Raw genomic sequence first — 26,463 nt, forward strand, 5'->3', positions numbered from 1 at the left:
GCTCTACGGGACGCATCGGGCAGCCGACCAACGGTCGGCTCTACGGGATGCATCGGGGTAGCCGACCAACGGTCGGCTACCCCGCCATTGGTCACCCCTCGGCGGTCTTCCCCTCATCCGGCTTCACCCGGAACCACGCCGCGTACAGCGCCGGCAGGAACACCAGGGTCAGCACGGTGCCGACGATCAAGCCGCCCATGATCGAGATCGCCATCGAACCGTAGAACGCACTGCGCGACAGCGGGATCATCGCCAGCACCGCCGCCAGCGCGGTCAGCACGATCGGACGGAAGCGGCGTACGGTCGCATCGATGATGGCGTGCCAGCGATCATGCCCGGCGTCGATGTCCTGCTGGATCTGGTCGATCAGGATCACCGAGTTACGCATGATCATGCCGGCCAGCGCGATGGTGCCCAACAGCGCCACGAAACCGAACGGCGCGCGGAACAGCAGCAGGAACAGGGTCGCACCGATGATGCCCAGCGGTGCGGTGACCAACACCATCGCCGCACGCGAGAAGCTGCGCAGCTGCAGCATCAGCAGCGTGGCCACCACGATCAGGAACAGCGGCATGCCGGCCTTGATCGAGTTCTGACCGCGCGCCGAATCCTCGACGGTGCCGCCGGTCTCCAACAGGTAGCCCGACGGCAGTTGCGCGCGGATGCCGTCCAGGGTGGGCAGGATCTGCTGCACCACGTCCAGCGGCTGCATGCCATCGCCGATGTCGGCGCGCACGGTCACCGTGGGCAGGCGGTTGCGGTGCCAAATGATGCCGTCTTCGAAGGCGTATTCGAGCCGGGCCACCTGCGACAGCGTCACCGACGTACCGCTGGCGGTGGGGATGGCCAGGCTGCCGAGCAGGCCCAGTTGCGCGCGCTCGTTGTCCGGCCCGCGCAGCAGCATCTCGATCTGGCGGTTGCCTTCGCGATAGGTGCTCACGCTCATGCCCGACAGCGAGCTGCTCAGGAACTGGCTGACCTGTGCGCTGCTTACGCCCAGCGCGCGTGCGCGGTCCTGGTCGATCACCAGCCGCACCACCTTGCTCGGCTCGCTCCAGTCCAGGTTGACGTTGATCACGTGCGGGTTCTCGCGGACCTTGGCTTCCACCTGGCGCGCGATGGCCTGCACCTGCGCCACGTGCTCGCCGGAGATGCGCATCTGCACCGGGTAGCCCACCGGCGGCCCGTTCTCCAGCCGGGTCACGCGCATCTGCACGTCCGGGAACTGCTTGATCACGTCCTTGATCAACCAGTCGCGCGTGGCTTCACGTGCCTCGGCATCGGCGGTAAGCACCACGAACTGCGAGAAGTTGGTGGCCGGCAGCTGCTGGTCCAACGGCAGGTAGAAACGCGGCGAGCCGGTGCCGACGTAGGCCACGTAATTGCTGATGCCCTCGCGGCCCTTCAGCAGCGTCTCCAGCTTGCTGGCCTGGGCCTGGGTGGCCGCCAGCGACGCGCCTTCGGCCAGTTCGATGTCCACCATCAGTTCGGGCCGGGTCGAATCGGGGAAGAACTGCTGCGGCACGAAGCGGAAGATCACCAGCGAGAACACGAACAGCGCCGCGGTCGCGCCGATCACCCACCAGCGATGGCGCAGGCAGGTATCCAGGAAGCCACGGAAACGGGTGTAGAACGGGCGCTGGTAGGGATCGTGGTCGTGCGCATGTTCCTTCGGCGCGATCCAGCGCGCGAACGCCGGATGACGGTCGGCCCACTGCAGGCGCGTGGCGTGCCAGCGCCCGGCCAGGCTGGTCGGCTTGGGCGGCTGCCGGTTGAACAGATCCGGCAGCATCTTGTCGCCCAGGTACGGGATGAACAGCACCGCGGCGATCCAGGACACCACCAGCGCGATGGTCACCACCTGGAACAGCGAGCGGGTGTACTCACCGGTACTGGAGGCGGCCGTGGCGATGGGCAGGAAGCCGGCGGCGGTGATCAGCGTACCGGTCAGCATCGGGAAGGCGGTGGATTCCCAAGCGAAGCTGGCCGCGCGCAGGCGGTCGTAGCCCTGCTCCATCTTGGTGGCCATCATCTCCACCGCAATGATCGCATCGTCTACCAGCAGGCCCAGCGCCAGTACCAGCGCGCCGAGCGAAATCTTGTGCAGGCCGATCCCGAAGTAATGCATGACGAAGAACGTCATCGCCAGCACCAGCGGAATGGTCACGCCCACCACCAGTCCGGTGCGCAGGCCCAACGAGAAGAAGCTGACCAGCAGCACGATCACCACCGCCTCGGTCAGCACCTGCACGAACTCGCCCACCGACTCCTCCACCGCGTGCGGCTGGTCGGACACCTTGCGCAGCTGCATGCCGGCCGGCAGAGTCTTCTGCAGGCGTTCGAACTCGGCATCCAGGGTCGCGCCGAGCTTGAGGATGTCACCGCCATCCTTCATCGCCACGGCCAGGCCAATGGCGTCCTCGCCCATGAACCGCATCTTCGGCGAGGCCGGGTCGGCGAAACCGCGCTTGACCTCGGCGATGTCGCCCAGGTGCACGGTGCGCTCGCCGGCCTGGATCGGGAACTTGCGGATGTCCTCGACCGAATCGAACTGGCCGGTGACGCGCAGCTGCACGCGGTCGCTCGGGGTTTCGAAGAAGCTGGTGGCGGTCACCGCGTTCTGGTCGGCGAGTGCCTGCTGCACCTGCTGCAGCGACACGCCCAGCGTGGCCAGCTTGGTGTTGGACAGCTCGATCCAGACCTTTTCGTCCTGCAGCCCGACCAGATCGATCTTGCCCACATCGGGCACGCGCTGCAGTTCCAGCTGGATGCGGTCGGCGTAGTCACGCATCACCGCGTAATCGAAGCCCTTGCCGGTCAACGCGTAGATATTGCCGAAGGTGTCGCCGAACTCATCGTTGTAGAACGGCCCGACGATCTCACGCGGCAGCGTGGCGCGGATGTCGCCCACGCGCTTGCGTACCTGGTACCACAGGTCCGGGATCTGCTTGGAGCGCAAGCTGTCGCGCGCCATGAAGATCACCTGCGATTCGCCCGGGCGCGAGTAGGAGCGGATGAACTCGTACTCGCCGGTGTTCATCAGCGCTTTTTCGATCGGCTCGGTGACCTGGCGCGAGACCTGCTCGGCAGTGGCACCGGGCCACATCGTGCGCACCACCATCGCCTTGAAGGTGAACGGCGGATCCTCGGACTGGCCCAGGTGCTTGTAGGACCACGCGCCGATGACCGCGAAGGCAAGCATCGCAAACAGCACCAGCGGCCGGTTGCCCAGCGCCCATTCGGAGAGATTGAAGCGGCGCACGGATCAGTGCCCCTTGCCGACGGCGGCCGGCGCAGTCGCCGGCGTTACGGCGGGAGCGAGCACCGGACGGTTCTGCCGATCCACCGGCGTCACCACCTGGCCGTCGCGCAGCAGATGCCCACCGGCGGCGACCACCCAGTCGCCAGCGGTCACCCCAGACAACACCGGCACGGCCTCGGCGCCGTAGGCACCGACCGTCACCGGGGTGGCCTTGAGCGCACCGTTGGCCGGGTTCACCACCCACACGCTGGCCTTGCCATCGGCGCCACGCAACACCGCCGCCAGCGGCAGCTGCAAAGTGCCGCTGCGCCCGGCCGCGGCGAACACGCGCGCACTCTGGCCCAGTTCCACCTCGTCCACCGCTTCGGGCGCCAGGCTGACGCGGGTGGCATAGGTACGCGCCTGCGCATCGGCGGCGGGGGCGATCTCGCGGATCGTGCCCGGCAGCAGCTGGCCTGGCCGGTTCCACAGCTCGATCTGCACCGGCTGGCCCACCTGGTAATCGCGGATGTTGCTTTCCGGCAGCGCGATCAGCACCTCGCGGCCACCATCGGCGGCCAGGGTGAACACGGTCTGCCCGGCGCTGACCACCTGCCCGGCCTCGGCCTGGCGGCTGGCGATCACGCCATCGGCCGGCGCGCGCAGCTGCGCATACTCGGCCTGGTTGCGGGCCACGGCCAGGTTGGCGCGGGCGGCATTGGCCTGGCCCTGGGCGGCCTTGAACGCAGCGGTCTGCTGGTCCAGCGCCGAGCGACTCACCAGCTGGCCTTCGGCGAGCGTGGCGTAGCGCTTCTGGTCATCACGGGCACGCACCAGATCGGCTTCGGCCGCGGCCAGCTGCGCCTGCGAGGCGGCGGCCTGGGAGGCGTAGTCGGCGGCGTCCAGTTCGGCCAGCAGCTGGCCCTTGGTCACGCGCTGGCCGGCATCGACGTGGCGCTTGACCATATTGCCGCCCACGCGGAAGGACAGCGGGCTTTCCTGGCGGGCGTGCACCTCACCCGGATAGGCGGCCGCTTCCTGTCCGGTCACGGTGCCCGGATGCACCACCAGCACCGGGATCGCCGCCGCCGGCTCGGCGCCCTGCTTGCCACACGCCGCCAGCATCACCAGCAGCGCAGCGCCGCCCACCCATCGCATGTTTTTCATGAGGTACAGGACCTGAAAAGAAATCCGGAAGAACGCACGGGCAACATACTGTTGCAGCACGGCCAATAGTGAACCAGCCGGTATAGTATAAATATCGAACCGATTGGTCTAGTATTGTTTGGATGACTGATTCGACCTCTTCCGTTGCGCCCGCCAAGCCGGCCGCCAAGGCTTCCGGGCCGGGCCGTCCGAAGGACCTGGGCAAGCGCGCCGCGATCCTGGAGGCGGCCAAGTCGCTGTTCGTGGAGCAAGGCTACAACGGCGTCAGCATGGACAGCATCGCCGCCCAGGCGGGTGTGTCGAAGCTGACCGTTTACAGCCATTTTGGCGACAAAGAGACCCTTTTCACCGAAGCTGTGAAGTCGACCTGTGTTGCCATGCTGCCCGATGCGCTGTTCGTCACCGACGCCGAAGGGCCGTTGCGTGACCAGCTGCAGGGCATCAGCCACGCGTTCTTCAGCATGATCACCTCGGCCGAGGCGGTCGCCGTGCAGCGGGTGATGATGGCCCCGGAAACCGACGACCGCCTGCGCGAGATGTTCTGGGTAGCCGGTCCGCAGCGCACCACCGATGCCCTGGCCGAGTTCCTGCGTGCCCGGGTGGCCCGTGGCGAACTGGAGATCGAGGACTGCCAGACCGCCGCGCTGCAGCTGATGACGCTGCTCAAAGGCGAGCTGCATACGCATATGATGTGCGGGCTGCGACCGACCCCGGCCGACTGCGATGCGAACGCCCACGTGAGCGCCAGCGTCGACTTCTTCCTGAGGGCGTACGCGCCGCGCCCACCGGCGTGACATCAAGATGAATGGACCGGAGGTCGCGGTGACTTCCGGCACTGCGACCCCGGCGCGACGGCAGCGATGCTCTCAGCGCGCCGCCGGCTCCCGGCACCGGTAAAATGGCCGGCCCACTGCGCTGGAACTAGAACCTCATGACGATCGATTACTCCCACGCCCGCGAACTGATGGTCGAACAACAGATCCGTCCCTGGGACGTGCTGGAGATCCGCGTGCTCGATGTACTGGCACGCCTGCCGCGCGAGGCGTTCGTCGCTGAATCGCACAAGGCCTTGGCTTACGCCGACATCGAACTGCCGCTGGGCTTCGGGCAGAAGATGATGAAGCCGGTCATCGAAGGCCGCACCCTGCAGGCGCTGGATCTGCAGCCGGGCGAGGAAGTGCTGGAAATCGGCACCGGCAGCGGCTACCTGAGCGCCTGCATGGGCGAGCTGGCCCGCGAAGTGCTGAGTTTGGAAATCCAGCCGGAACTGGCTGCCGGCGCGCGTGCGCGCCTGGATGCCGCCGGCCTGGGCAACAACGTGCGGATCGAAACCGCCGATGCACTGCACTGGGAAACCGAGCGCCGCTTCGACGCGATCTGCGTGACCGCTGCCGTGGACACCATTCCGTCACGTTTCACCCAGTGGCTGCGTCCCGGTGGCCGTCTGTTCGTGATCCGCGGCCAGTCGCCGGTCATGGAAGCGGTGCTGGTCACGGCCGACGGCACCAACGAGTCGCTGTTTGAAACCGATATCGACTACCTGCGCGGTGCCGCTCCGGCGCCCCAGTTCCAACTCTGAGTCCAAGGAAGCCGCAATGATCCGCCGATCCCTCGCTATTGCGCTGGCCGCCGCCCTRCTGCCGATGACCGCCTCCGCCGCCGACCTGCTGCAGGTCTACGAAATGGCGCGCAATGGCGATCCGCAGCTGTCCGCCGCCGAATCGACCCGTCTGTACGACAAGGAAGGCGCCGTGCAGGCGCGTGCCGCGTTGCTGCCGCAGCTCAATGGTGAGGCGTCGCTCAACCGCACCCGCACCAACCCGAACCACGACCTGAGTTCCAGCTCGATCACCACCAAGAGCCGCAACTACACGGTCAACGGCAGCCAGACGCTGTTCAACTTCACCCAGTTCGCCAACCTGCGTTCGCAGCGCGATCTGAGCAAGGCGGCGGACTTCACCCTGGATTCGGCCAACGACGACCTGATCGTGCGCACCTCGGCGGCGTACTTCAACGTGCTGGTGGCGATCGAATCGCTGACCGCCGCGCAGACCAACGAAGCGGCGGCCAAGAAGCAGTTCGACTTCGCCGACAAGCGCCTGGAAGTGGGCCTGGCCCCGATCACCGACGTGCACGAAGCGCGCGCCCAGTACGACCAGGCCCGCGCCAACACCATCGTCGCGCAGAACACCCTGGCCGATGCCTACCAGGCACTGACCGAACTGACTGGCCAGCCGGTGGCCGACCTGCGCGCCCTGCCGGTCGACTTCCGCCCGGAACTGCCTGCCAAGTACGCCAGCATCGACCAGCTGGTCAACGAAGCGGTTGCCCAGAACCCGGCGCTGAAGGCGCAGGAATTGAAGGTCAGCGCCGCCGAAACCGGCGTGTCGGCCGCGCGCGGCGGTCACTACCCGACCCTGTCGCTCGGCGCTACCGCCGGCAAGTCGGCCAGCTGGGGCGATGTGGTCGGCGCCGGTGACAGCTTCAGCCCGGACCGCCGCAGCAACAGCGTCGGCCTGACCCTGAGCGTGCCGATCTTCTCCGGCGGCGCCACCCAGTCCGGCGTGCGCCAGGCCCTGGCCCAGCGCGACATCGCCCAGGACGGCTACGAGCAGCAGAAGCGCGCCCTGGACCGCAACACCCGCAATGCCTACCAGACCCTGGTCGCCGGCATCAGCGAAGTGGAAGCGCGTCGCCTGGCGGTGGTCTCGGCACAGAGCGCCTACGACGCTTCGCAGGTCGGTCTGGAAGTGGGTACCCGCACCGTGCTGGATGTCATCCAGAACCAGCGCATCCTGTTCTCGGCGCAGCTGGACTACGCCAACGCGCGCTACACCTTCCTGCAGAACCGCCTGCAGCTGGGCCAGGCCGTGGGCACGCTGGACATCGCCGAACTGCAGGACATCAACCGCCTGCTGACCCAGGCCGCGGCGACGCCAAGCACCCAGGTCAACTGAGTCCGGCAGCCTCGCTGGAACAAAAAAACCACCCGCACGCGGGTGGTTTTTTTTTGCGCGCCCCTCATCGGCAGGGCCTCGCGCGCGCCGCCCGCCCCACCCCGCGTGCACCCTTCCGCGCGCCATCCCCATCCCAACGCGGGTCTTCCTGCGCGCCTCTCCGGGGGTAGAGCCACCCCATGGGTGGCTGCACACGCCGCCCGATCGAAGACAGCCACGCATGGCGTGGCTCTACCGGGTTGGCAACATTTTCCCGCGCTGCGTCGGTCGTTCGCGACATTGCGCCGTGTCTGCGCGCGCGTTCGATGTCCCCGACAGATACACGCGTCCACGGTTTCAGGGCAGGCGCGGGCATACGGTTTCTATACGTTGGTATTTCGCCGCAAAAACCGCTTGACCACGCCATCTGCGCTGTCTACCTTGCGCCCCGCACCACCTCTTCCCTCCCCCAGAGACCCCCTCCTTGGACAGTCATAGTCGATCGCGCTGCTGTTCCTGAGCCGACGGATCCACTGACCCCAAGGTCGGTTCCGTCCGCACAGGACGGGGCCTTCCGGCGCATGCCACATGCGCCTGCCTCGCTTCATCCGCATCGCTGTTCCACCGACCCCGACGAGGGTGCCGCTGGCGTTTCCGTTCGCCTGGAGATTGCCCATGCACGCTTTCCGCGTACTCGCCCCGCTGCTGTTGAGCGTGGCCCTGCTTCCGTTCAACACCCGCGCCGCCGCCAGCCTGCTGGTCGACGATGCCGGCATCACCGATGCCGGGCACTGCCAGTTGGAAAGCTGGGTGCGACACACCGATGCCGGCCAGGAATGGACCACCGTGCCCGCCTGCACGTTGGCCAACATCGAATGGTCGCTCGGGCTGACGCGGGCACCCGGCGATGCCCGCCGCCAGTACGCGTTCGGTRCCAAGCGCGTCCTGGTCGAGGGTGCGGCGCGACACTGGGGTCTGGCACTCGGCGCCAGCGTCGGTGGCAACACGCAGCGTCCGCGCGCCGATGACTGGGCGCTCAACGTACCGCTGACGATTGCACCGGGTGTGCAGGAGCGCGTGCAGGTGCACCTCAACCTGGGCTGGGCGGCACAGGGCGCCGCACGCGGTCGCACCGACGGCATCGGCATGGAAATCGGACTGACGCGCGACTGGTCGCTGCTGGCCGAGACCGCACACGATGCTGCCCGCGAGCGCGGCAGCCAACTGGGTCTGCGACGCGTGCTGTGGCCCGGCGCCAGCCTCGACCTGCTCGCCGGACGCATGCATCACCCACGCGACAGCCGCTGGATCACGCTCGGCTTCAACCTCGCGGCACTGCCCTGAGCGTCGCGCGCCCGCTTCGCCCCCCCCCGTACCGCGCTCTTCAACACCCCCTGCGGCTGCTCGCCGCAGCCACGCACCGCGATCGATCCCCCGCCCATGTGCCTGCCTGGACCGTGGCGGTCACCCCCTTTCTACCGACTGGAGCCCCCCATGAACCGCGACGACCTCGTGCTCTCCCTCCGTACCCTGTCCCGTTCCTGCGATGCGGCCGGGTTCGCCGGCATCACCGCCACCACGCACGCCTCGGATCTGGTGGATGCGCTCGGCATGCTCGACACCGATGCGTGCCTGGGTCTGCTGATGCTGCTCGACCCACCGGCACGCGCCGGCCTGTTCGCACACGTTGCGATGCCCACCCAGGACCTGCTGCTGGCTGCGATGTCACCGGCGGCCAAGGTGCAGCTGTTCGAGCACATGCCGTCCGACGATCGCGCCGACCTCTTCAACCGTCTCGGCGACGATGCCAGGCAGGCTTTGCTGCCTGCATTGACCAGGGTCGAGCGCGACGACATCCTGAAGATGGCTGCCTATCCGGAAGATACCGTCGGTTCGGCGACCACCTCGGACTACGCCTGGGTAGCGCCACAGATGACCGTCGCCGAGGCGATGGCGCACCTGCGCGCCACCGCGCTGGACAAGGAAACCGTCAACATCGTCTTCGTGCTGGACGGCACCTTGCGGCTGCGTGGCAGCGTCTCGCTGCGCGATCTGGTGCTGGCCGATGCGGACACCTTGATCAGCACGATCATGCACGCCGACCCGGTATTCGCCCAGGCGCACTGGCCGCGCCTGCAGGCCGCCGAACTGATCCGCCGCTACGACCTGCTGGCGCTGCCGGTGATCCACGACGGCGGGCGCATGATCGGCATCGTCACCGTCGATGATGCGATGGACATCGAGAAAGAGCAGGACGCCTCGCAGCTGGCGCGCTTCGGCGGCACGGTGAGTGCGCATGGCACCGACCTGGACGTGCGCAACACGCCGCTGAAGCAGATGTTCCGCGTCCGCGTGTTCTGGCTGGCGATCCTGACCTGCTTCGGCATCGCCACCAGTACCTTCGTGGCTGCGCAGGAAGAACTATTGACCCAGGTCATCGTGCTGGCCGCCTTCATCGCCCCGATCGTGGACATGGGCGGCAACACCGGCAGCCAGTCGGCCACGCTGGTGATCCGCAGCATGGCACTGGGCGATCTGAAACTGAGCTGGGCCGATGTGTGGTTCGTGATCAAACGCGAACTGCCGGTGGCGGCCGCGCTGGGCGTCACCATCGCGTTGCTCGAAGCGATCCTGGCGTACTTCAGCAAGGGCGTGGGCATGGATGTGCTGCTGGTGGTGGGCTCCAGCATGCTGGTGTGCACCGCGCTCGGCGGCGTCATCGGCGCGCTGCTGCCCTTCGCCGCACGTCGCATCGGCACCGACCCGGCCACGCTGTCCTCGCCGATGATCACCTCGATCATGGACCTGATCGGAGTGCTCATCTACTTCGGCTTCGCTTACCTGTTCCTGGGGGATCTGCTGGTTGCAGGGGCGGCGTGAACCGGCGATCGGCCGTTCATTCCACCGCCGGCGGCAGGTGCGGGGCGATCAGGGCCACGGTGCGTTCCAGCGCGCCGCGGCCATTGCTCACCAGCATGCAGCCGGCGCGCGCCATGTCTTCGCGCGCCTGCGGATCGCGCAGCAGGCTCAGCAGTGCATCGCCCACGCCCTGCGCATCCTCGGCGATCACCACCGCGCCGGCTTCGCGCATGCGCCGGGAGATCTCGGCGAAGTTGTGCAGGTGCGGCCCGGTGACTGCCGCGGTGCCCATCGCCGCCGGCTCCAGCAGGTTGTGCCCGCCGATGGCCTGCAGGCTGCCACCGACGAAGGCGACCTGCGCGCAGCCGTAGAAGGACATCAGCTCACCCAGCGTATCGATCACGAACACATCGGTGTCGGCCTGCGGCCACTGCTGCTGGCGACGCGTGGCGACCTTCCAGCCCTGTTCGCGGGCCAGCGCTTCCACGCGGGGGAAACGCTCGGGGTGGCGTGGCGCCCACAACAGCAGCAGACCCGGCAGCGCCTCGCGCAGGCGCCGGTGCAGATCGAGGGTGGCCTGCTCTTCGCCTTCGTGGGTGCTGGCGGCGATCCACACCGGGCGGTCGGCCGGCACCAGCCGATGGAACTGCGCCACGAAGTCCTGCACGTTGGGCGCGGCGATATCGAACTTGAGGTTGCCCAGCGCCTGCACCTGTTCGGGCAACGCACCCAGGTGGATGAAGCGTTCGGCATCGTCCTGCGACTGCGCGGCCACGCAAGTCACCGTGCGCAGTGCGCGGCCGATCAACGCGCTCAGCAGCCGGTAGCCACGCAACGAACGTGCCGACAAACGCGCATTGAGGATGTACACGGGGATGCCCCGGTCGCGGCACCCGAACAGCAGGTTCGGCCACAACTCGGTTTCCAGGATGAGCGCCAGGCTCGGCTTGAAGTGGCCGAGGAAGCGGCCGACGCTGCCCGGTACGTCATAGGGCAGGTAGACATGGTCCAGCGCATCGCCCCACAACGCGCGCACGCGCTCGGAGCCGGTCGGGGTGATGGTGGTGATGACCCAGCGGATGTCCGGGCGCAGCGTGCGCAGCGCGTTGACCAGCGGCGCCGCCGCGTTGACCTCGCCCACCGACACCGCGTGCAGCCACACCCGCGGCTGCCCGCTGGGATGCGGATAGGAGGCGTAACGCTCGTCCCAGCGGCGGAAGTACTCACGCACCCGGAACCCGCGCCAGACCAGGTGGTACACGGTGATCGGCAGCAACAGGTACAGCACGGCCGAGTACAGGCCGCGCAGGATCCATTCGACAGGGCTTTTGCGCATGCGCAGAGGATACGGGAGCGGCGCGGGGAAGGCATCCCGTGCCGCCGTGATGGGCCTGCCGGGATGCATCCATTAGAATCGAGGGCATGTCAGATAACGCTTCCACCGCTACCCGCCCGTCCCTGCGCGATCCGCGCAACTGGCCGATGTTCGCCGTCATGTTCGCGGCCTTCGGCATCGCCCGGCTGCCGTGGATGCTGCAGCGCGCATTGGGCCGCGGCGTGGGCACCGTCGCCTACCGCCTGGCCGGCAGCCGCCGGCGCGCGGCCGAGGTCAACCTGCGGCTGTGCTTCCCGGAAAAGGACGAGGCCTGGCGCCAGCGCCTGCTGCGCGACAGCTTCGACGCGCTGGGCGTGGGCATCTTCGAGTTCGCCCGTGCCTGGTGGGGCAGCATCGACAGCATCCGCCCGCACGTGCAGGTTGAGGGCCTGGAACACCTGCAGCGCATGCAGGCCGAAGGCCGCGGCGTGCTGCTGGTCTCGGGCCACTTCATGACCCTGGAGATGTGCGGGCGTCTGCTGTGCGACCACGTCGACCTGTCGGGCATGTACCGCAAGCACCGCAACCCGGTGTACGAGTGGGCGGTGAAGTTCGGCCGGCTGCGCTATGCCAAGGCAATGTACGCCAACGAGGACATCCGCGCGACCGTGCGCCACCTCAAGAAGGGCGGTTTCCTGTGGTATGCGCCGGACCAGGACATGCGCGGCAAGGACACCGTATTCGTGCCGTTCTTCGGCCATACCGCCGCCACCATCACCGCCACCCATCAGCTGGCGCGGATGACCGGCTGCGCGGTGGTGCCGTATTTCCACCGTCGCGAAGGCGGCAGGTATTTCCTGAAGATCGGCGCGCCGCTGGAGAACTTCCCCAGCGAAGATGTGGAAGCCGACACCGCCCGCGTCAACCAGGCCATCGAAGCGATGGTGCGCGAAGCCCCAGACCAGTACCTGTGGATCCACCGCCGCTTCAAGCGCCAGCCGGGCGGCCGCAGCGATTATTACCGGTAACCCGGACGCCTCCGTCAGAGCCACCCCACGGGTGCCTGCGCAAGGCCCCAGGTAGAGCCACCCCATGGGTGGCTGCGCGTGACACGGGATCGGAGATCAGCCACCCATGGGGTGGCTCTACCCCTGCACCGCCCAGCGCGACCAAGCGTAGGGATAGTCACCCAGCGCTTCGGCCAGGCCCGCGCGGAGCGGATTGGCAAGGATGTAGAGCGCCTGCCTGCGCAGGGATTCCTCGGTCCTTACGGCGTGATCGAAGTACCCGTGCTGCCAGACCTTTCCCTTTCGCCCCAGACGTTGATTCAACAACCGGCTGCTGCGTGATTTGAACATCACCATGCAACTGGCCAGCGTGCCTCGTCGCAGCTGGATCAACCAATGCAGGTGGTCCGGCATGATCACCCAGGCCAGCGTGCGGGTGATCCCGCACCGTTCCATATAGCGCAGCGAGTCGATGATCACCTCGGCATTTGCGGCATCCTCAAACCACCTGCACCGGTTGTGCGTTGTAGTGGTAAGCGCGTAGCAGTAGCCAGGATGCGAGTAGCGACCGCGCTGGAGGCGTGGACTGGACATCGCATGAGGGTGCGTCGGGCCAGGCGTGGCGGCTATAGGTGGATGGCTGCGCCTTTCGTCAGCATGTTCCGATGCACGGTCTGCGAACAGCCACCCATGGGGTGGCTCTACCGGCGGTGTGCTGCGGTAGAGCCACCCCACGGGTGGCTGCACGCGATGCCGGATCGAAGCACAGCCACGCAGGGCGTGGCGCTACCCCGCGTCTTTGGCCAGCAGGCTGCCCGCATACAACGCGGCCAGCAGCAGGGTCAGTCCACCCCAGAAAGTGGAATAGAACGCCAGGTGGGTGTTGAGCGGGAACACGGTCACCGCCAGCGCCAGCATCGCCGGGCGTGCGCGTTCGCGCGCCGCCAGCGGGGCGAAGCGCCAGGCGCGCCACGCCTGGGCGACGGCGGCCAGCCACAGCAGCAGGCCAAGCACGCCGGTTTCGGCGAGGATTTCCAGCACGATCTGGTGCGCGTGCAGCGCCGGGCCGTCGCCCCACACTTCCTGCGCCTGCGGCGCCGGATTGCAGGCCGGATAGGCGTCGCGGAAGCCGCGCGCGCCCACACCGTTGATCGGGTGTGCGCTGATCATGCAGCCGGCCGCTTCCCATATCTGCGCGCGCCCGGACAGCGCCTGGTTGACACCGTCACCGTCGCCCTCCCACGCCATCGCCGTGCGTGCCACGCGCTCGCGAACCTGCGCAGAGCCAAACCCGACCGCAACGGCAGCAACCAGACCGACAGCGAGGCAGACCATCAACGCACGTGCGCCGAGCAGGCGCCACCCGGAGTACACCACCACCAGGGCATAGGTCAGCCACGCTGCGCGCGAGCCGGCCAGCACCAGCACCACGCCCACTGCCGCGGTGGCCAGGCCCCAGCCCCACAGCCCGCCACGCCGCGCCGCAGCGAACAGCAGGAACGGCGAGAGACTGGCCAGCACCTGGCCGAACTTGAGATTGCACGGGCCAAGCACGCCGCTGAGCCGGTCGGCCGCCGCCACTTCCTGCGCGCTGCACAGGCCATGGCCGCTGACCACCCATTTGAGCTGGTCCATCGACCAGAACAACGGGCTGGTACCGAACGCCGCCTGCGCCAGTGCGTCCAGTGTCCATATCGCGGCGATCAGCGCGATGCCGCCAAGCGTCAGTCCGCGCCGCTGCGGCGTGGCCACGGCGATCGCCACCAGCCACATGAAGGGCAGATAGCGCAGCCCGGCGGCGGTCTTGCGCCATGCGGTGGCCGGGTCGATGGCATCGAAGGCGGAAAATGCCTGTGGCAGCCAGTAGCCCAGGAACAGGATGCTGGTCAGCGCCCACGCCGGTGCGCTCAACAGGCGCTGTTTGCCCTGCATGCGCAGCTGCACCATGCGCACGGCCGCATACAGGGCTCCCAACACCAGCACGGTCTCGGCGATGCCCGGCAATGGCCACAGCGCCACGAAGGCGAGCACCCACCACGGCGCCCAGCGGCCCGCACGGGAGCCGGGTGAGTCAGGCGCGAGKGCCGGTTCAGCCGGCGAGCGAGGTGTAGAGCTGGAGCGTGTCACGCTGCATCGCCTGCAAAGTGAAAGGAATCCGCGTGGGCAGGCTGGGCGGTTGCTGCAGCAGCTGCTGCGCGCGCGCCAGCAGGGCGGCACTGTCGTGCAAGGCTACCGCACCGGACGGTTGCAGCTGCGTCAACAACTCACCGACGCCGCCGTGGTTCCAGCCCAGCACCGGGCGGCCCACCGACAGCGCTTCGAGCACGGTGCGGCCGAAGGCTTCGGCCTTGTCCGACACCTGCAGCACCAGATCGCTGGCCGCATACGCCTGGGCAATGCGCGTGGTGGGCGCGGTCATCAGCACTGCATCGGCAATGCCGAGGGTGCGCGCCTGCGCCTCCAGCTCGGCCACGTACGCCTCACGGCCAGGCTCGCGGGTGCCGGGCATCCACAGCCTGGCCGGCACGCCCGCCGCATGCAGGCCGGCGACCACCTGCAACGCGTGCCGGTGGCCCTTCAGGCGGGTTCCGCGACCAGGCAACAGCAGCAGCGGCGCATCGGTGCCCAGCAGTGGGTGCTGTTCGGCCACGGCCAGGCGCGCGCGGCGGTCGTTGCGTGCCACGCGTGGGAACTGGGCCACGTCCACGCCGCGCGGAATCACCTGCAGGCGCTCGGCCGGTACGCTTGGATAGTGGGTCTGGACGAACTCGCGCACGCTGTTGGACACGCAGACGACGCGCTCGCCGCTGGTCATCACCGCGCTGTAGCGGCCCGGCGAGTTCAGCCCGTGCACGGTGGTGACCCAGTGCGGGCGCTGCCCCGGCGGCAGGTTGCGCAGCGCGTACAGGCCCAGCCAGGCCGGCAGCCGCGAGCGCGCATGCACGATGTCCGCGCCGACCTCGGCGAACAGCCGGCGCAGGCTCAGCACGTGGCGCAGGGTGAGCAGTGATTTGCGGCCGATGTCCAGGGTGAGGTGTTCGGCGCCGCTGGCCAGCAGCGGTTCGACCAGCCGCCCACCGGCAGACACGACGATGGCCCGGTGGCCGGCGGCAACCAGGGCGGAGGCGATTTCAAGGGTGGAGCGTTCAACCCCGCCGGAGTGCAGCGCCGGCAGCAGCTGCACCACGGTCAGTCGGCGCACGGACGCAGCCGTGGCTCAGTCGGCCAGCACGAACACGGCGCCGCAGTACGGGCACTTGGCCTCGCAGTTGGGCTCGTCTTCGATCGGCAGGTACACGCGCGGGTGGGAGTTCCACAGCGCCATTTCCGGAGTCGGGCAGCTCAGCGGCAGGTCGACGCGGTGCACGGTGTAGCGCTTCTCGGCGTTGGCGGGCGCAGTGGCGGTATGGCTCATGGCGTGGACACACAAAGGAATTGCGAAGGTGTCGATTCTAGCACCCGGCGCTGCGGCATCGCCGCTGCGGCCGACGGCGGCATGCCGGGGCGATGCGTATTGCCGGGAGACAACACCGTTCTTTTTAAATCGATCCAAACACACTGTCAACCACGTCAGGATCGGGTGGTTTTTCAGTGTTTGGATCGAACTAAATGGCACTTGCCAGCGTCCCCATGCCTGTTGCAGCATCGGACCGGTTCGATTCCTGCCCCGATCGCATGGCCCGTCCCCCCGCCGGACCTGCATCGCCCTCCTGTCCGCCGCTGGCGGCCGGGGTGATGCGGTCTGCCGTGGTCGCCGATGCGGGCTCTGCCTGCCGCCTGCCCTACCCGGGAGTTCCCTGCATGTCCCTGCCCGCTCCGCGCCCCGCCCGCCACGCCCTGCTGCCGCTTGCCCTCGCCATGGCCTGCGCCTCACTCGCCCTGCCCGCGTTCGGCCAGGGCCTGCAGACCTCCTTCGAGCCGGGCCAGCCGTCCCCCTCGGTCGGCAAGCAGGCGCTGCAGGTCGAGATCGGCAACGGTCCGCGCGCGCCGTATGCGGCCAAGGCCGGCGTCGGCTACACCGGCCTGCGCGCGCTGCACTACGCCAGCACCGGCGGCCCCCTGCAGCGGCGCCTGTTCGATACCGACGTGCGCATCGAGGCCGACACCGCGCTGAGCTGGCTGGTACTGCCGGAGATCGTCGGCAAGGACACCGTGGCGTCCACCTACGTCTCGCTGGACCTGGTGCTGGACGACGGCAGCCGGGTCTCGGCCAGCGACGCGCGCGACCAGCACGGCGTGGCGCTGGGCGCGACCGCGCAGGGCGATTCGAAAACGCTGTACCCCCAGCAGTGGGCCCGCAAATCGGTGCGCCTGGGCGACGTCGCCGCGCTGCGTGGGCGCCGCGTGGTGGGCGTCGAACTGCAGGTGGCCAGCGCCGCCGGCGCGCCGGTGTCGGGCTGGATCGACGACGTGCGCCTGGACGCGCAGCCGCGCAGCGCACCACAGCGGCCGTCGGACTGGGTGCTGACCACGCGCGGCACGCAGGCCAACGGCACGTTCTCGCGCGGCAACAATTTCCCGGCCACGGCGGTGCCGCACGGGTTCAACTTCTGGACCCCGGTCACCGATGCCGGCGCGCTGAACTGGCTGTACCGCTGGAACGAACAGAACGATGCCAGCAACCGTCCACGCCTGCAGGCGCTGGCGCTCAGCCACCAGCCCAGCCCGTGGATGGGCGACCGCCAGACCTTCCAGGTGATGCCCTCGGCCAGCCGTGGCGTGCCCGAGGCCGACCGCGGCAAGCGTGCGCTGGCCTTCTCGCACGACAATGAACGTGCGCGTCCCTACCGTTACGACGTGCGCTTCGACAATGGCATCGCCGCAGCAATCGCCCCGACCGACCACGCCGCGTTGTTCCGCTTCGAGTTCCCGGAAAAAGGCGACGCCAACCTGCTGTTCGACAACGTCGATGCGCGCGGCGGGCTGACCCTGGACGCGGCCACGCAGACCTTGTCCGGCTACACCGATACCCGCAGCGGCCTGTCCAACGGTGCCACCCGCATGTACGTGGTGGCCAGCTTCGACACACCCTGGCGCAGCAGCGGGCAGATCGACACCGGCCGTGCCACCGGCTACATCAAGTTCGATGCCGGCAGCGACCGCCGGGTGAACATGCGCATCGCCACGTCGCTGATCTCCCTCGAGCAGGCGCGCCACAACCTGGCACTGGAACTGGCCGCCACCGACGACCTTGAGCGCGTGGCCGCACGCGCGCAGGACGCCTGGGATGCGCGCCTGGCGCCGTTCGACATCGGCGATGCCAGCGACGACCAGAAGACGACGCTGTATTCCAGCCTGTACCGGCTGTATCTGTACCCCAACTCCGGCCATGAAAACGCCGGCACCGCCGCCGCGCCCGACTGGCGTTACGCCAGCCAGGCCAGTGCCGCCGACGACAACACCGACGGCAGCGCCACGCGCAGCTTCGCCCCGATCCGCGACGGCAAGGTGTACGTCAACAACGGCTTCTGGGATACCTTCCGCACCACGTGGCCGGCGTATGCGTTGTTCACCAAGGACGACGCCGGCGCGCTGGTGCAGGGCTTCCTGGAGCAGTACCGCGCCGGTGGCTGGGTCGCGCGCTGGTCCTCGCCGGGCTATGCCGACCTGATGGTGGGCACCAGTTCGGATGTGGCCTTCGCCGACGCATGGCTGAAGGGCATCGGCGGCTTCGATCCAGAGGAGGCCTATGCGGCGGCGCTGAAGAACGCCACCGTGGTGCCGCCGGATCGCCACGTCGGGCGCAAGGGCATGGACCGTTCCACCTTCCGCGGCTATGCCAGCGCCGAGGTGCATGAAGGGATGTCGTGGACGATGGAAGGGGCGCTCAACGACTTCGGCATCGCCAACATGGCCCAGGCGCTGGCCAAACGCGCAACCACGGCTGCCGCGCGCGAGCGCTATACCACCGAGGCCGACTACTTCAGCCACCGAGCGGGCACCTACGCCACGCTGTTCGATCCGGCGGCCGGCTTCTTCCAGGGCCGCACTGCCGACGGCCAATGGCGGCTGGCCGCCAAGGACTACGACCCGCGCGTGTGGGGCCATGACTACACCGAATCCAACGGCTGGACGTTCGCCTTCACTGCCGCGCACGACGGCGAAGGCCTGGCCGGGCTGTACGGCGGCCGCGACAAACTTGCGGCCAAGCTGGACGAATTCTTCGCCACCCCGGAAACCGCCGACCCGGCGTTTGCCGGCTCCTATGGCGGCACCATCCATGAGATGACCGAAGCGCGCGATGTGCGCATGGGCATGTACGCGCACAGCAACCAGCCGGCGCACCACATCCCGTGGATGTACCTGTATGCCGGGCAGCCATGGAAGACCCAGCAGCATGTGCGCGAGATCCTGTCGCGGCTGTACGTGGGCAGCGAGATCGGCCAGGGCTACCCCGGCGATGAGGACAACGGCGAAACGTCGGCGTGGTACGTGCTGGCCTCGCTGGGCCTGTATCCGCTGCGCATGGGCTCGCCCGAGTACGCGATCGGCTCGCCGGCGTTCCGCCACGCCCGGGTCGAACTGCAGGGCGGCGCGGTGCTGACCGTCAATGCGCCGGACAACTCGCGCGAGAACGTGTACGTGCAGTCGTTGAAAATCAACGGCAAGCCGTGGAGCAAGACCTGGGTACCGCACGAGGTGATCGCCAAGGGCGCCACGCTGGATTTCGTGATGGGGCCCAAGCCCTCCCCGTGGGGCAGCGGCCCGGACGATGCGCCGCGCTCGCTCACCGCGCGCGGCCAACGCCCTTCCCTGCTGCATGACCTGCTCGGCGGCGGTGCGCGTGCGCAGGGTGCCGATGGACGGGCGCTGCAGGCGCTGGTCGATGACGATGCCGGCACCGTGGTGCCGCTGGGTGCCGGCACGGTGTCATTCACCGGGGTCAGCGACGGCGTGCCATCGATGTACACGCTGACCAGTGGCAACGCCCCGATCCGCGGCGGCGAGTGGACGCTGGAAGCGCGCCGCAGCGGTGGCCGCTGGATCACGCTGGACCAGCGCCGTGGCGAGGACTTCGCCTGGGCGCAGCAGACCCGTCCGTTCGGCATCGCCACGCCGGGCCGTTACGCCGAGTACCGGTTGCGCATCGCCGGGCCTGGGCGGATGCAGCTGGCCGAGGTGGAATTGCTGGCGCCGGTTGGGGAACGTTGAGGATGGGCGCGATGGCGTTCTGCAGGTCGATGGCCGATGGGGTCATGGGGAGCCGGCCAGCGGCCGGCACTACCGGGGTGCTGATGCTGGCGTTGGTGGCGTTCGATGCCGCGGCGTTCGAGGGCAGCCAGCAGCGCGAGGGGGTGACGCTGACCTACCGCGATCCGGGCGATGCGCTGGATGCGACGCTGCGCGGCCGGATCATCGAGACGTTCTTCGCGGCCTATCTGCGCGAACGCGCCGATTTCCATCCGGGCGCACCGGCGCAGGCGCGCATCGTGATCGACCCGGCGTACGACGGCGTCGCCTTTGTCGGCGAAGGCGACGGGGCCGCCACCATCACCATCAACCCGGGCTGGTTGGCCACACATCCAGACGACGTGGACCTGGTGACCCATGAGGCGATGCACATCGTGCAGGGCTACCCCGAGTACGCCAACGAACGCGTGCCCGGCTGGCTGGTGGAAGGCATCGCCGATTACGCACGCGACCGCTATGGTCGGCACAACGCGGCGGCCGGCTGGGCGCTGCCGACGGCGGTGAAGGACGGGCAGCGTTTCGATACCGGTTACCGGGTCACCGGTGCGTTTCTGAAGTGGAGCGAGGACCAGCATCCCGGGCTGGTAAAGGCGCTGGATGCGGCGTTGCGCGAGGGGCGCTATGCGCCGGCCTTGTGGACGCAGCGCACCGGGATGGCGTTGCCGGCGCTTTGGGCGGCATACGTGAAGGCGCGTTGATGTGGTGCTGGGCACCTATCGTAGAGGGGTGCTTGTCTTGCCGATCGCGCATTTGGAGGAGCCGGCCAGCGGCCGGCACTACCGGGGCTCAGCGCCGTAGCCGGCCAGCGGGCGGCACTGATGGGACTCAGCGCGCGCCGACCAGGCCGGCGTACAGCGCGAACAGCTGCTGGAAATAGCGTTTCGTCGTTCGACTGCGCATGGGACTACTCCGGGCTGGCCATTGGGGGTCTGGTCGGGCCCAGGGCGGCGGGAGCCGGTGGCCCTCCGCCGCGGCCGGGCCGCGTGGGGGTATTGGGCCTTGCGGAGGTTGCAGGGCGGTGACGGCCGGGCTACGGGACTATTGATCGGCAACGTCGCCGTCGGGGTAGCCATCGGCATATCGATCGGGGACGTAGCCATCGGCGTAGATTCACGCCATGGGTGGATACCGCGCGCAGCGCGGTCCAGGTGTCCAGGTGTCCAGGCCCGCAGCATCCACGCGTGGGGGTTCTGGCCGGCGTTGAACGCACGCCGAAGCCGCCTGGTGACGCGCAGGATGCGGGGCGAAGTGCATCCACGCATGGCGTGGCGCTACCTGTTTCGCTTCGCGAAACCAAAACGCGCCCCGAAGGGCGCGCTTTGAAAGCTGGAGCCTAAAAGAGCGGCGCGTTACGCCCCGTTCTTTTCGGCCTCCAGCTGCTTGCGGATCTGCGCATCGACTGCGGCGATCGCGGTCATGTTGAGCACGCGGCGCGAGGTGGCGCTGGTGGTCAGGATGTGCACCGGCTTGGCCACGCCCATCAGAATCGGGCCGATCGCCACGCCATCGGTGAACACGCGCACCAGGTTGTAGGCGATGTTGGCCGCTTCCAGGTTGGGCAGCACGAACAGGTTGGCGCGGCCCTTCAGCGTGCTGTTGGGCAGCAGCTTCTGGCGCAGCGCTTCGTCCCATGCGGTGTCGCCCTGCATTTCGCCGTCCACGTTCAAGCGCGGGTTGCGCTTGAGCAGCAGGCCACGCACGGCGCGCATCTTCAACGCGTCCTTGGAATCGTGGCTGCCGAAGTTGGAGTGCGACAGCAACGCCACCTTCGGCTCGATCCCGAACAGCTTCATGCGGTAGGCCGCCTGCAGCGTCGCTTCGCAGATCTGCTCGGCGGTCGGGTCTTCCTGCACGTGGGTGTCCACGAAGAAGAACACGCCGTGCTGGTTGATCACGCCGGTCATGGCCGAGGTGGAGGTCACCTTGGATTCCAGCGGCAGCACGCTGCGTACATAACCCAGTTTCTTGTGGAAGCGGCCGACCACGCCGGTGAGCATCGCATCGGCTTCGCCACGGGCCACCATCACCGCCGCGATCAGTGTCGGGCGCGAGCGCATCAGGTTCTTGGCCGCGGCCACGGTCACGCCGCGACGGCCGGTGAGGTTGTGGTAGTACTGCCAGTACTCGTTGAAACGCGGGTCGTCGTTGATGTTGGTGATGCCGAAATCGACCTCGGCCTTCATCCGCAGACCCAAGCGCTCGATGCGCGATTCGATCACGTCCGGGCGGCCGATCAGGATCGGGAACGCCAGGCCTTCGTCGACCACGTTCTGCACCGCGCGCAGCACCACTTCTTCTTCGCCTTCGGCATACACCACGCGCTGCTTGTCGGCGCGCGCACGGTCGTAGACCGGCTTCATCATCAGGCTGGTGCGGTAGACGAACTGGGCCAGCTTCTCGCGGTAGGCGCCCATGTCGGCGACCGGACGGGTAGCTACGTCCGAATCCATCGCGGCCTGGGCCACGGCGGCCGACAGCTCCACCAGCAGGCGGCGGTCGAACGGACGGGGGATCAGGTAATCGCGGCCGAAGCTCGGGGTTTCATCGCCATAGGCCGAGCCCAAGTCGCTGGCCTCGCGGCGCGCCATCGCGGCAATGGCGTGCACGCAGGCGATCTTCATTTCTTCGTTGATCGCCGTGGCGCCCACGTCCAGCGCCCCGCGGAACAGGTACGGGAAGCACAGCACGTTGTTGATCTGGTTCGGGTAATCCGAACGACCGGTGCCGATGAGCGCATCCGGACGTACCGAACGGGCCACTTCCGGCATGATTTCCGGGGTCGGGTTGGCCAGGGCGAAGATCACCGGATCCTTGGCCATGGTTTTGACCATGTCCGCCGTGAGGATGCCCGGGGCCGACAGGCCGAGGAAGATATCCGCGCCGTCGACGATCTCGGCCAGCGTGCGCTTGTCGGTGTCGCGTGCGTAACGCGCCTTTTCCGGGTCCAGGTCGGTGCGGCCGGTGTGGATCACGCCGTCGCGGTCGAAGGCCAGGATGTTCTCCGGCTTCAGGCCCAGCGAAACCAGCATGTTGACGCAGGAGATGCCCGCCGCGCCCATGCCGGTGGTGGCCAGCTTGATGTCTTCGATCTTCTTGCCGGTCACGACCATGGCGTTGAGCACGGCCGCACCGACGATGATCGCGGTGCCGTGCTGGTCGTCATGGAACACCGGGATGTTCATCCGCTCGCGCAGCTTGCGCTCGACGATGAAGCATTCCGGCGCCTTGATGTCTTCCAGGTTGATGCCGCCGAAGGTCGGCTCCAGCGAGGCGATGATGTCGACCAGCTTGTCCGGGTCGTTCTCGTCGATCTCGATGTCGAACACATCGATGCCGGCGAACTTCTGGAACAGCACGCCCTTGCCTTCCATCACCGGCTTGCCGGCCAGCGGGCCGATGTTGCCCAGGCCCAGCACGGCGGTACCGTTGGAGATGACGGCGACGAGGTTGCCGCGCGCGGTCAGCTCGCTGGCCTGCTGCGGGTCGGCCATGATCGCTTCGCAGGCGTGTGCCACGCCCGGCGAATAGGCCAACGACAGATCGCGCTGGGTCAACATCGGCTTGGTCGCGGTGACCTTGATCTTGCCGGGCGGCGAGAGCCGGTGATAGTCGAGGGCTGCCTGTTTGAAATCTTCGTTGGACATCGCTTTCTGCAGATGAATGGGCGAGAGGAACAGGGGATCATACCCCCGTTGGCGTGGATGGACCTGTCGCTACGCTGTCGCGGCCATGCTGCAACTGCACATATTTCCAGCCGTTCGGCAGCGTATGCAGGCAGCGTGGCGCACGCCGATGACAGGTCGCATCACTGCTGTGGCAGCGATAAAAAAGCAGGGCCCGCCATCCAGGGGGAGTGGGCAGGCCCTGCAACACACACAAACGCAAGCGGGTTCAGTGCGCCGACGCGGTCAGCGGCGACGGCAGGTCGTCGGTGGTCAATGCCGGCAGTTCGGCCTCGCGGCCATCCAGCGCCATCGCCAGGCGATCGCGGTCCAACGCGCCTTCCCAGCGCGACACCACCACGGTGGCCACGGCATTGCCGATGAAGTTGGTCAGCGAGCGACATTCGCTCATGAAGCGGTCCACGCCGAGGATCAGCGCCATGCCGGCCACCGGCACTTCCGGCACCACCGCCAGGGTGGCGGCCAGGGTGATGAAACCGGCACCGGTGACGCCGGCGGCGCCCTTGGAGCTGAGCATCGCCACCAGCAGCAGCGCGATCTGGTGGCCCAGGGTCAGTTCGGTGTTGGTGGCCTGGGCGATGAACAGCGCGGCCAGGGTCATGTAGATGTTGGTGCCATCCAGGTTGAACGAGTAGCCGGTCGGGACCACCAGGCCCACCACCGACTTGGCGCAGCCGGCGCGCTCCATCTTCTCCATCAGCGAGGGCAGCGCCGATTCGGACGAGGAGGTGCCCAGCACCAGCAGCAGCTCGGCCTTGAGGTAGCGGGCCAGCTTGAACACCGAGAACCCGCACAGGCGGCAGACCACGCCCAGGATGACGGCCACGAACAGGAACGCGGTGAGGTAGAACGAGCCCACCAGCCAGGCCAGGTTGATCAGCGACCCCACCCCGTATTTGCCGATGGTGAAGGCGATGGCACCGAAGGCGCCGATCGGGGCGGCCTTCATCAGGATGTGCACCAGGCGGAACACCGGGGCGGTCAGCGCCTCCAGGAAGGTCAGCACCGGGCGGCCCTTCGCACCAGTGAGGGCCAGCGCAATGCCGAACAGCACCGCCACGAACAGCACCTGCAGGATGTTGCCGTCTACGAAGGCGCTGACCAGGGTGGCCGGAATGATGTCCATCGCAAAGCCGGTCAGGGTCAGCTCGTGGGATTTCTCCACGTATCTGTGGACCGCGGTCTGGTCCAGGTCGGCCGGGTTGATGTTCATGCCGGCACCGGGCTGCACCACGTGCGCCACGATCATGCCCACGATCAGGGCCAGGGTGGAGAAGAACAGGAAGTAGGCCATCGACTTGGCGAACACCCGGCCCACGGTGCGCAGGTGGGTCATGCCGGCGATACCGGTGACGATGGTGAGGAAGATCACCGGGGCGATGATCATCTTCACCAGCTTGATGAAGGCATCACCGAGCGGCTTGAGCGATTCGGCGAAGGCCGGCTCGAAGTGGCCGAGGACGGCGCCCAGGACGATCGCCACGACCACCTGGAAATACAGCTGGCGGTAGAAGGGCAGCGGCTTGGCCGACAGCGCGGCGGCGGTGGGTACGTGCATGGCGGACTCCGGGAAAGCGGTGTTGTTGCGTCCGGCCCGCACGGCAGCAGCAGGCCAGTTCCAAGGAAACCCCGTCGCGGCGCCGGAACAGGCAGGGCGGCGGGGGATGGACGCATTTGTACGCGCGAGTCACCGCCACGCAGATAACCTATTGGTACTAGCCCCCCGGTTCAGGCAGCGATGGGTGCCTACACTGCGCCCATCCCGCCCTCCCCCACGGCGGCTGGTGACCGCGCGCAGCCCTGAAGGGCAACAGTTTCCGGCGCTGCGGCCGTTGTTGTCCTGTCCGCTTCAATGAACCCAGAGAGCTGCTCCTCCATGCGCCCGACCCCGACCCTGCTGGCCCTGTGCCTGGCTGCCACCCCCGCCCTGGCCTCGGCGGCCGATTTCGACAACTGGCCGACCAAGGTCGCCTTCAGCGATGGCACCGAACTGGCCGCCACCGCCAACATCGCCTACGACTACAACGATTTTTCCTCGGCCAGCGGCATCGAAGACGATGACGCGGTGCGCCGCAAGGAATTCGGCGCCACCCTGAAGAAGAAGGGGGTGTACGACGCGATGGTGTACTACGACTTCCAGGCCGACACCTGGCTGGACGTGTTCGTGCGCGTTGAAAGCAAGGCCTTCTTCGGCAGCGACATCGGCCGCTTCCGCTTCGGCTACATGAAGACCCCGGTCGGCCTGGACGCCAACACTTCCTCGCGCGCCGGCAGCTTCCTGGAAACCGCGCTGCCCGTGCAGGCCTTCTACGCAGGCCGCCGCACCGGCGTGGAGTGGGTGCTGGAGCGCCCGCAGTACCTGCTGCAGGCCGGCGCCTACGGCGGCAAGGACCTGCAGGGCGACAACCCCGGCACCACGCAGGCCGTGCGTGCGGTGTGGACCCCGATCAAGGCCGCCGGCGACGTGCTGCACCTGGGCCTGGCCTACTCGCAGGAAAACCCGCGCGGCTACCGCGATGGCCGCGACGTGCACCATGAAGCCAGCGCGCGCCTGCGCGCTCGTCCGGAAGCCGGCCTGACCGACATCCGCCTGGTCGACTCCGGCGCACTGGCCACTGCCGACCAGATCCGCCGCACCGGCCTGGAAGGCATCTGGATCCGTGGCCCGTTCTCGCTGCAGGCCGAAGCCCTGCAGACCACCGTCACCCGCCAGGGCAAGCCGGACTACACCGGCGACGGCCAGTACGCCATGGCCAGCTGGGTGCTCACCGGGGAATCGCGTCCGTACAACGCCGGCGCGGTGGCCAACATCAAGCCGGCCCATGACTACGGCGCGGTGGAACTGGTGGCCCGTTACAGCCGCCTGGACCTGGACGACGCCGATGTTTTCGGTGGCCGCCAGCACGACTGGACCTTGGGCGCCAACTGGTACCTCACCAGCCACTTCAAGTTCCAGGCCAACTACGTGAAGGCCGACGCCAGCCGTCGCGGCGTGCATACCCAGCCGGACATCTTCGAACTGCGCGCGCAGATGCACTTCTGATCGGGCCCATCGCGGCGGGTG

At 67.9% G+C, this 26,463-nt stretch carries 18 protein-coding genes; 9 read left to right on the forward strand and 9 right to left on the reverse strand.

Annotation, left to right across the window (positions count from 1 at the left end; translation table 11 throughout):
- Positions 1-91 precede the first annotated feature (91 nt).
- Positions 92-3,262: an efflux RND transporter permease subunit gene (locus tag ACXJKH_RS00850; protein WP_457317939.1), complete on the reverse strand. Its 3,171-nt coding sequence runs from the start codon at positions 3,260-3,262 to the stop codon at positions 92-94.
- Positions 3,263-3,265: 3 nt separating this feature from the next.
- Positions 3,266-4,408, reverse strand: coding sequence for an efflux RND transporter periplasmic adaptor subunit (locus ACXJKH_RS00855; protein ID WP_457317940.1), 1,143 nt, complete (start codon positions 4,406-4,408; stop codon positions 3,266-3,268).
- A gap of 122 nt (positions 4,409-4,530) precedes the next feature.
- Between ACXJKH_RS00855 and ACXJKH_RS00860 the strand changes: the two genes are divergently transcribed.
- The 5 genes from ACXJKH_RS00860 (at position 4,531) to mgtE (ending at position 10,224) form a co-directional block, all read left to right on the forward strand.
- The gene (locus tag ACXJKH_RS00860) at positions 4,531-5,202 is read left to right on the forward strand and encodes a TetR/AcrR family transcriptional regulator (protein ID WP_256776498.1); all 672 of its coding nucleotides are present in this window, start codon (positions 4,531-4,533) and stop codon (positions 5,200-5,202) included.
- A gap of 137 nt (positions 5,203-5,339) precedes the next feature.
- Complete coding sequence (locus ACXJKH_RS00865) at positions 5,340-5,987, forward strand: protein-L-isoaspartate O-methyltransferase family protein (protein WP_457317941.1); 648 nt, start codon at positions 5,340-5,342, stop codon at positions 5,985-5,987.
- A gap of 16 nt (positions 5,988-6,003) precedes the next feature.
- Positions 6,004-7,365 (forward strand): TolC family outer membrane protein, encoded by a 1,362-nt coding sequence (locus tag ACXJKH_RS00870; protein ID WP_256776500.1) that lies wholly within the window; start codon positions 6,004-6,006, stop codon positions 7,363-7,365.
- Positions 7,366-8,019: 654 nt separating this feature from the next.
- Positions 8,020-8,688 carry a hypothetical protein gene (locus ACXJKH_RS00875; RefSeq protein WP_457317942.1) on the forward strand — a complete coding sequence of 223 codons (669 nt, stop codon included), beginning with the start codon at positions 8,020-8,022 and terminating at the stop codon, positions 8,686-8,688.
- 150 nt (positions 8,689-8,838) lie between these two features.
- Entirely contained in the window at positions 8,839-10,224 is a 1,386-nt protein-coding gene (mgtE, locus tag ACXJKH_RS00880; RefSeq protein ID WP_457317943.1) for a magnesium transporter, read from the forward strand.
- Between the two features lie 16 nt (positions 10,225-10,240).
- On the opposite strand, the gene waaA is transcribed toward mgtE, so the two are convergent.
- On the reverse strand, positions 10,241-11,539 hold the full coding sequence (waaA, locus tag ACXJKH_RS00885; protein ID WP_457317944.1) for a lipid IV(A) 3-deoxy-D-manno-octulosonic acid transferase: 1,299 nt from the start codon (positions 11,537-11,539) through the stop codon (positions 10,241-10,243).
- Between the two features lie 86 nt (positions 11,540-11,625).
- Between waaA and ACXJKH_RS00890 the strand changes: the two genes are divergently transcribed.
- A complete protein-coding gene (locus tag ACXJKH_RS00890; RefSeq protein WP_256776504.1) occupies positions 11,626-12,546 on the forward strand; it encodes an LpxL/LpxP family Kdo(2)-lipid IV(A) lauroyl/palmitoleoyl acyltransferase in 921 nt (306 codons plus the stop codon).
- A 117-nt stretch (positions 12,547-12,663) separates the two neighbouring features.
- Here the strand turns inward: ACXJKH_RS00890 and ACXJKH_RS00895 are convergent, their stop codons facing one another.
- From ACXJKH_RS00895 to ACXJKH_RS00910, 4 genes are all read right to left on the reverse strand, one after another.
- Positions 12,664-13,119 carry an REP-associated tyrosine transposase gene (locus ACXJKH_RS00895; protein ID WP_256776505.1) on the reverse strand — a complete coding sequence of 152 codons (456 nt, stop codon included), beginning with the start codon at positions 13,117-13,119 and terminating at the stop codon, positions 12,664-12,666.
- Positions 13,120-13,311: 192 nt separating this feature from the next.
- Positions 13,312-14,652 carry an O-antigen ligase family protein gene (locus ACXJKH_RS00900; RefSeq protein WP_457317945.1) on the reverse strand — a complete coding sequence of 447 codons (1,341 nt, stop codon included), beginning with the start codon at positions 14,650-14,652 and terminating at the stop codon, positions 13,312-13,314.
- Positions 14,615-15,727 carry a glycosyltransferase gene (locus ACXJKH_RS00905; RefSeq protein WP_457317946.1) on the reverse strand — a complete coding sequence of 371 codons (1,113 nt, stop codon included), beginning with the start codon at positions 15,725-15,727 and terminating at the stop codon, positions 14,615-14,617. Before ACXJKH_RS00905 ends, ACXJKH_RS00900 begins: the two co-directional genes overlap by 38 nt.
- A 15-nt stretch (positions 15,728-15,742) precedes the next feature.
- Positions 15,743-15,940 carry a zinc-finger domain-containing protein gene (locus tag ACXJKH_RS00910; RefSeq protein ID WP_256776508.1) on the reverse strand — a complete coding sequence of 66 codons (198 nt, stop codon included), beginning with the start codon at positions 15,938-15,940 and terminating at the stop codon, positions 15,743-15,745.
- Between the two features lie 386 nt (positions 15,941-16,326).
- Here ACXJKH_RS00910 and ACXJKH_RS00915 point away from each other — a divergent pair, with 386 nt between their 5' ends.
- Positions 16,327-19,677, forward strand: a complete 3,351-nt coding sequence (locus ACXJKH_RS00915) for a GH92 family glycosyl hydrolase (RefSeq protein WP_457317947.1) — start codon at positions 16,327-16,329, stop codon at positions 19,675-19,677.
- A 44-nt stretch (positions 19,678-19,721) separates the two neighbouring features.
- Positions 19,722-20,414, forward strand: a complete 693-nt coding sequence (locus ACXJKH_RS00920) for a basic secretory protein-like protein (protein ID WP_457317951.1) — start codon at positions 19,722-19,724, stop codon at positions 20,412-20,414.
- 651 nt (positions 20,415-21,065) lie between these two features.
- On the opposite strand, the gene ACXJKH_RS00925 is transcribed toward ACXJKH_RS00920, so the two are convergent.
- Positions 21,066-23,360 carry an NADP-dependent malic enzyme gene (locus tag ACXJKH_RS00925; protein WP_457317948.1) on the reverse strand — a complete coding sequence of 765 codons (2,295 nt, stop codon included), beginning with the start codon at positions 23,358-23,360 and terminating at the stop codon, positions 21,066-21,068.
- Between the two features lie 247 nt (positions 23,361-23,607).
- Positions 23,608-24,957 (reverse strand): dicarboxylate/amino acid:cation symporter, encoded by a 1,350-nt coding sequence (locus ACXJKH_RS00930; protein ID WP_457317949.1) that lies wholly within the window; start codon positions 24,955-24,957, stop codon positions 23,608-23,610.
- 318 nt (positions 24,958-25,275) lie between these two features.
- On the opposite strand from ACXJKH_RS00930, the gene ACXJKH_RS00935 reads away from it, so the two are divergent.
- The gene (locus tag ACXJKH_RS00935) at positions 25,276-26,442 is read left to right on the forward strand and encodes an OprO/OprP family phosphate-selective porin (RefSeq protein WP_457317950.1); all 1,167 of its coding nucleotides are present in this window, start codon (positions 25,276-25,278) and stop codon (positions 26,440-26,442) included.
- The last annotated feature ends 21 nt before the right edge of the window (positions 26,443-26,463 follow it).

This window comes from Stenotrophomonas sp. P5_B8 (genome assembly GCF_054049855.1).

Excerpts from the sequence above, each read along its gene's own strand:
- waaA (WP_457317944.1), bottom strand. The coding sequence starts at position 11,539 with ATGCGCAAAAGCCCTGTCGAATGGATCCTGCGCGGCCTGTACTCGGCC.
- ACXJKH_RS00915 (WP_457317947.1), top strand. The coding sequence starts at position 16,327 with ATGTCCCTGCCCGCTCCGCGCCCCGCCCGCCACGCCCTGCTGCCGCTT.
- ACXJKH_RS00920 (WP_457317951.1), top strand. The coding sequence starts at position 19,722 with ATGGGGAGCCGGCCAGCGGCCGGCACTACCGGGGTGCTGATGCTGGCG.
- ACXJKH_RS00935 (WP_457317950.1), top strand. The coding sequence starts at position 25,276 with ATGCGCCCGACCCCGACCCTGCTGGCCCTGTGCCTGGCTGCCACCCCC.
- ACXJKH_RS00855 (WP_457317940.1), bottom strand. The coding sequence starts at position 4,408 with ATGAAAAACATGCGATGGGTGGGCGGCGCTGCGCTGCTGGTGATGCTG.
- ACXJKH_RS00890 (WP_256776504.1), top strand. The coding sequence starts at position 11,626 with ATGTCAGATAACGCTTCCACCGCTACCCGCCCGTCCCTGCGCGATCCG.
- ACXJKH_RS00895 (WP_256776505.1), bottom strand. The coding sequence starts at position 13,119 with ATGTCCAGTCCACGCCTCCAGCGCGGTCGCTACTCGCATCCTGGCTAC.
- mgtE (WP_457317943.1), top strand. The coding sequence starts at position 8,839 with ATGAACCGCGACGACCTCGTGCTCTCCCTCCGTACCCTGTCCCGTTCC.
- ACXJKH_RS00865 (WP_457317941.1), top strand. The coding sequence starts at position 5,340 with ATGACGATCGATTACTCCCACGCCCGCGAACTGATGGTCGAACAACAG.
- ACXJKH_RS00930 (WP_457317949.1), bottom strand. The coding sequence starts at position 24,957 with ATGCACGTACCCACCGCCGCCGCGCTGTCGGCCAAGCCGCTGCCCTTC.
- ACXJKH_RS00910 (WP_256776508.1), bottom strand. The coding sequence starts at position 15,940 with ATGAGCCATACCGCCACTGCGCCCGCCAACGCCGAGAAGCGCTACACC.
- ACXJKH_RS00860 (WP_256776498.1), top strand. The coding sequence starts at position 4,531 with ATGACTGATTCGACCTCTTCCGTTGCGCCCGCCAAGCCGGCCGCCAAG.
- ACXJKH_RS00925 (WP_457317948.1), bottom strand. The coding sequence starts at position 23,360 with ATGTCCAACGAAGATTTCAAACAGGCAGCCCTCGACTATCACCGGCTC.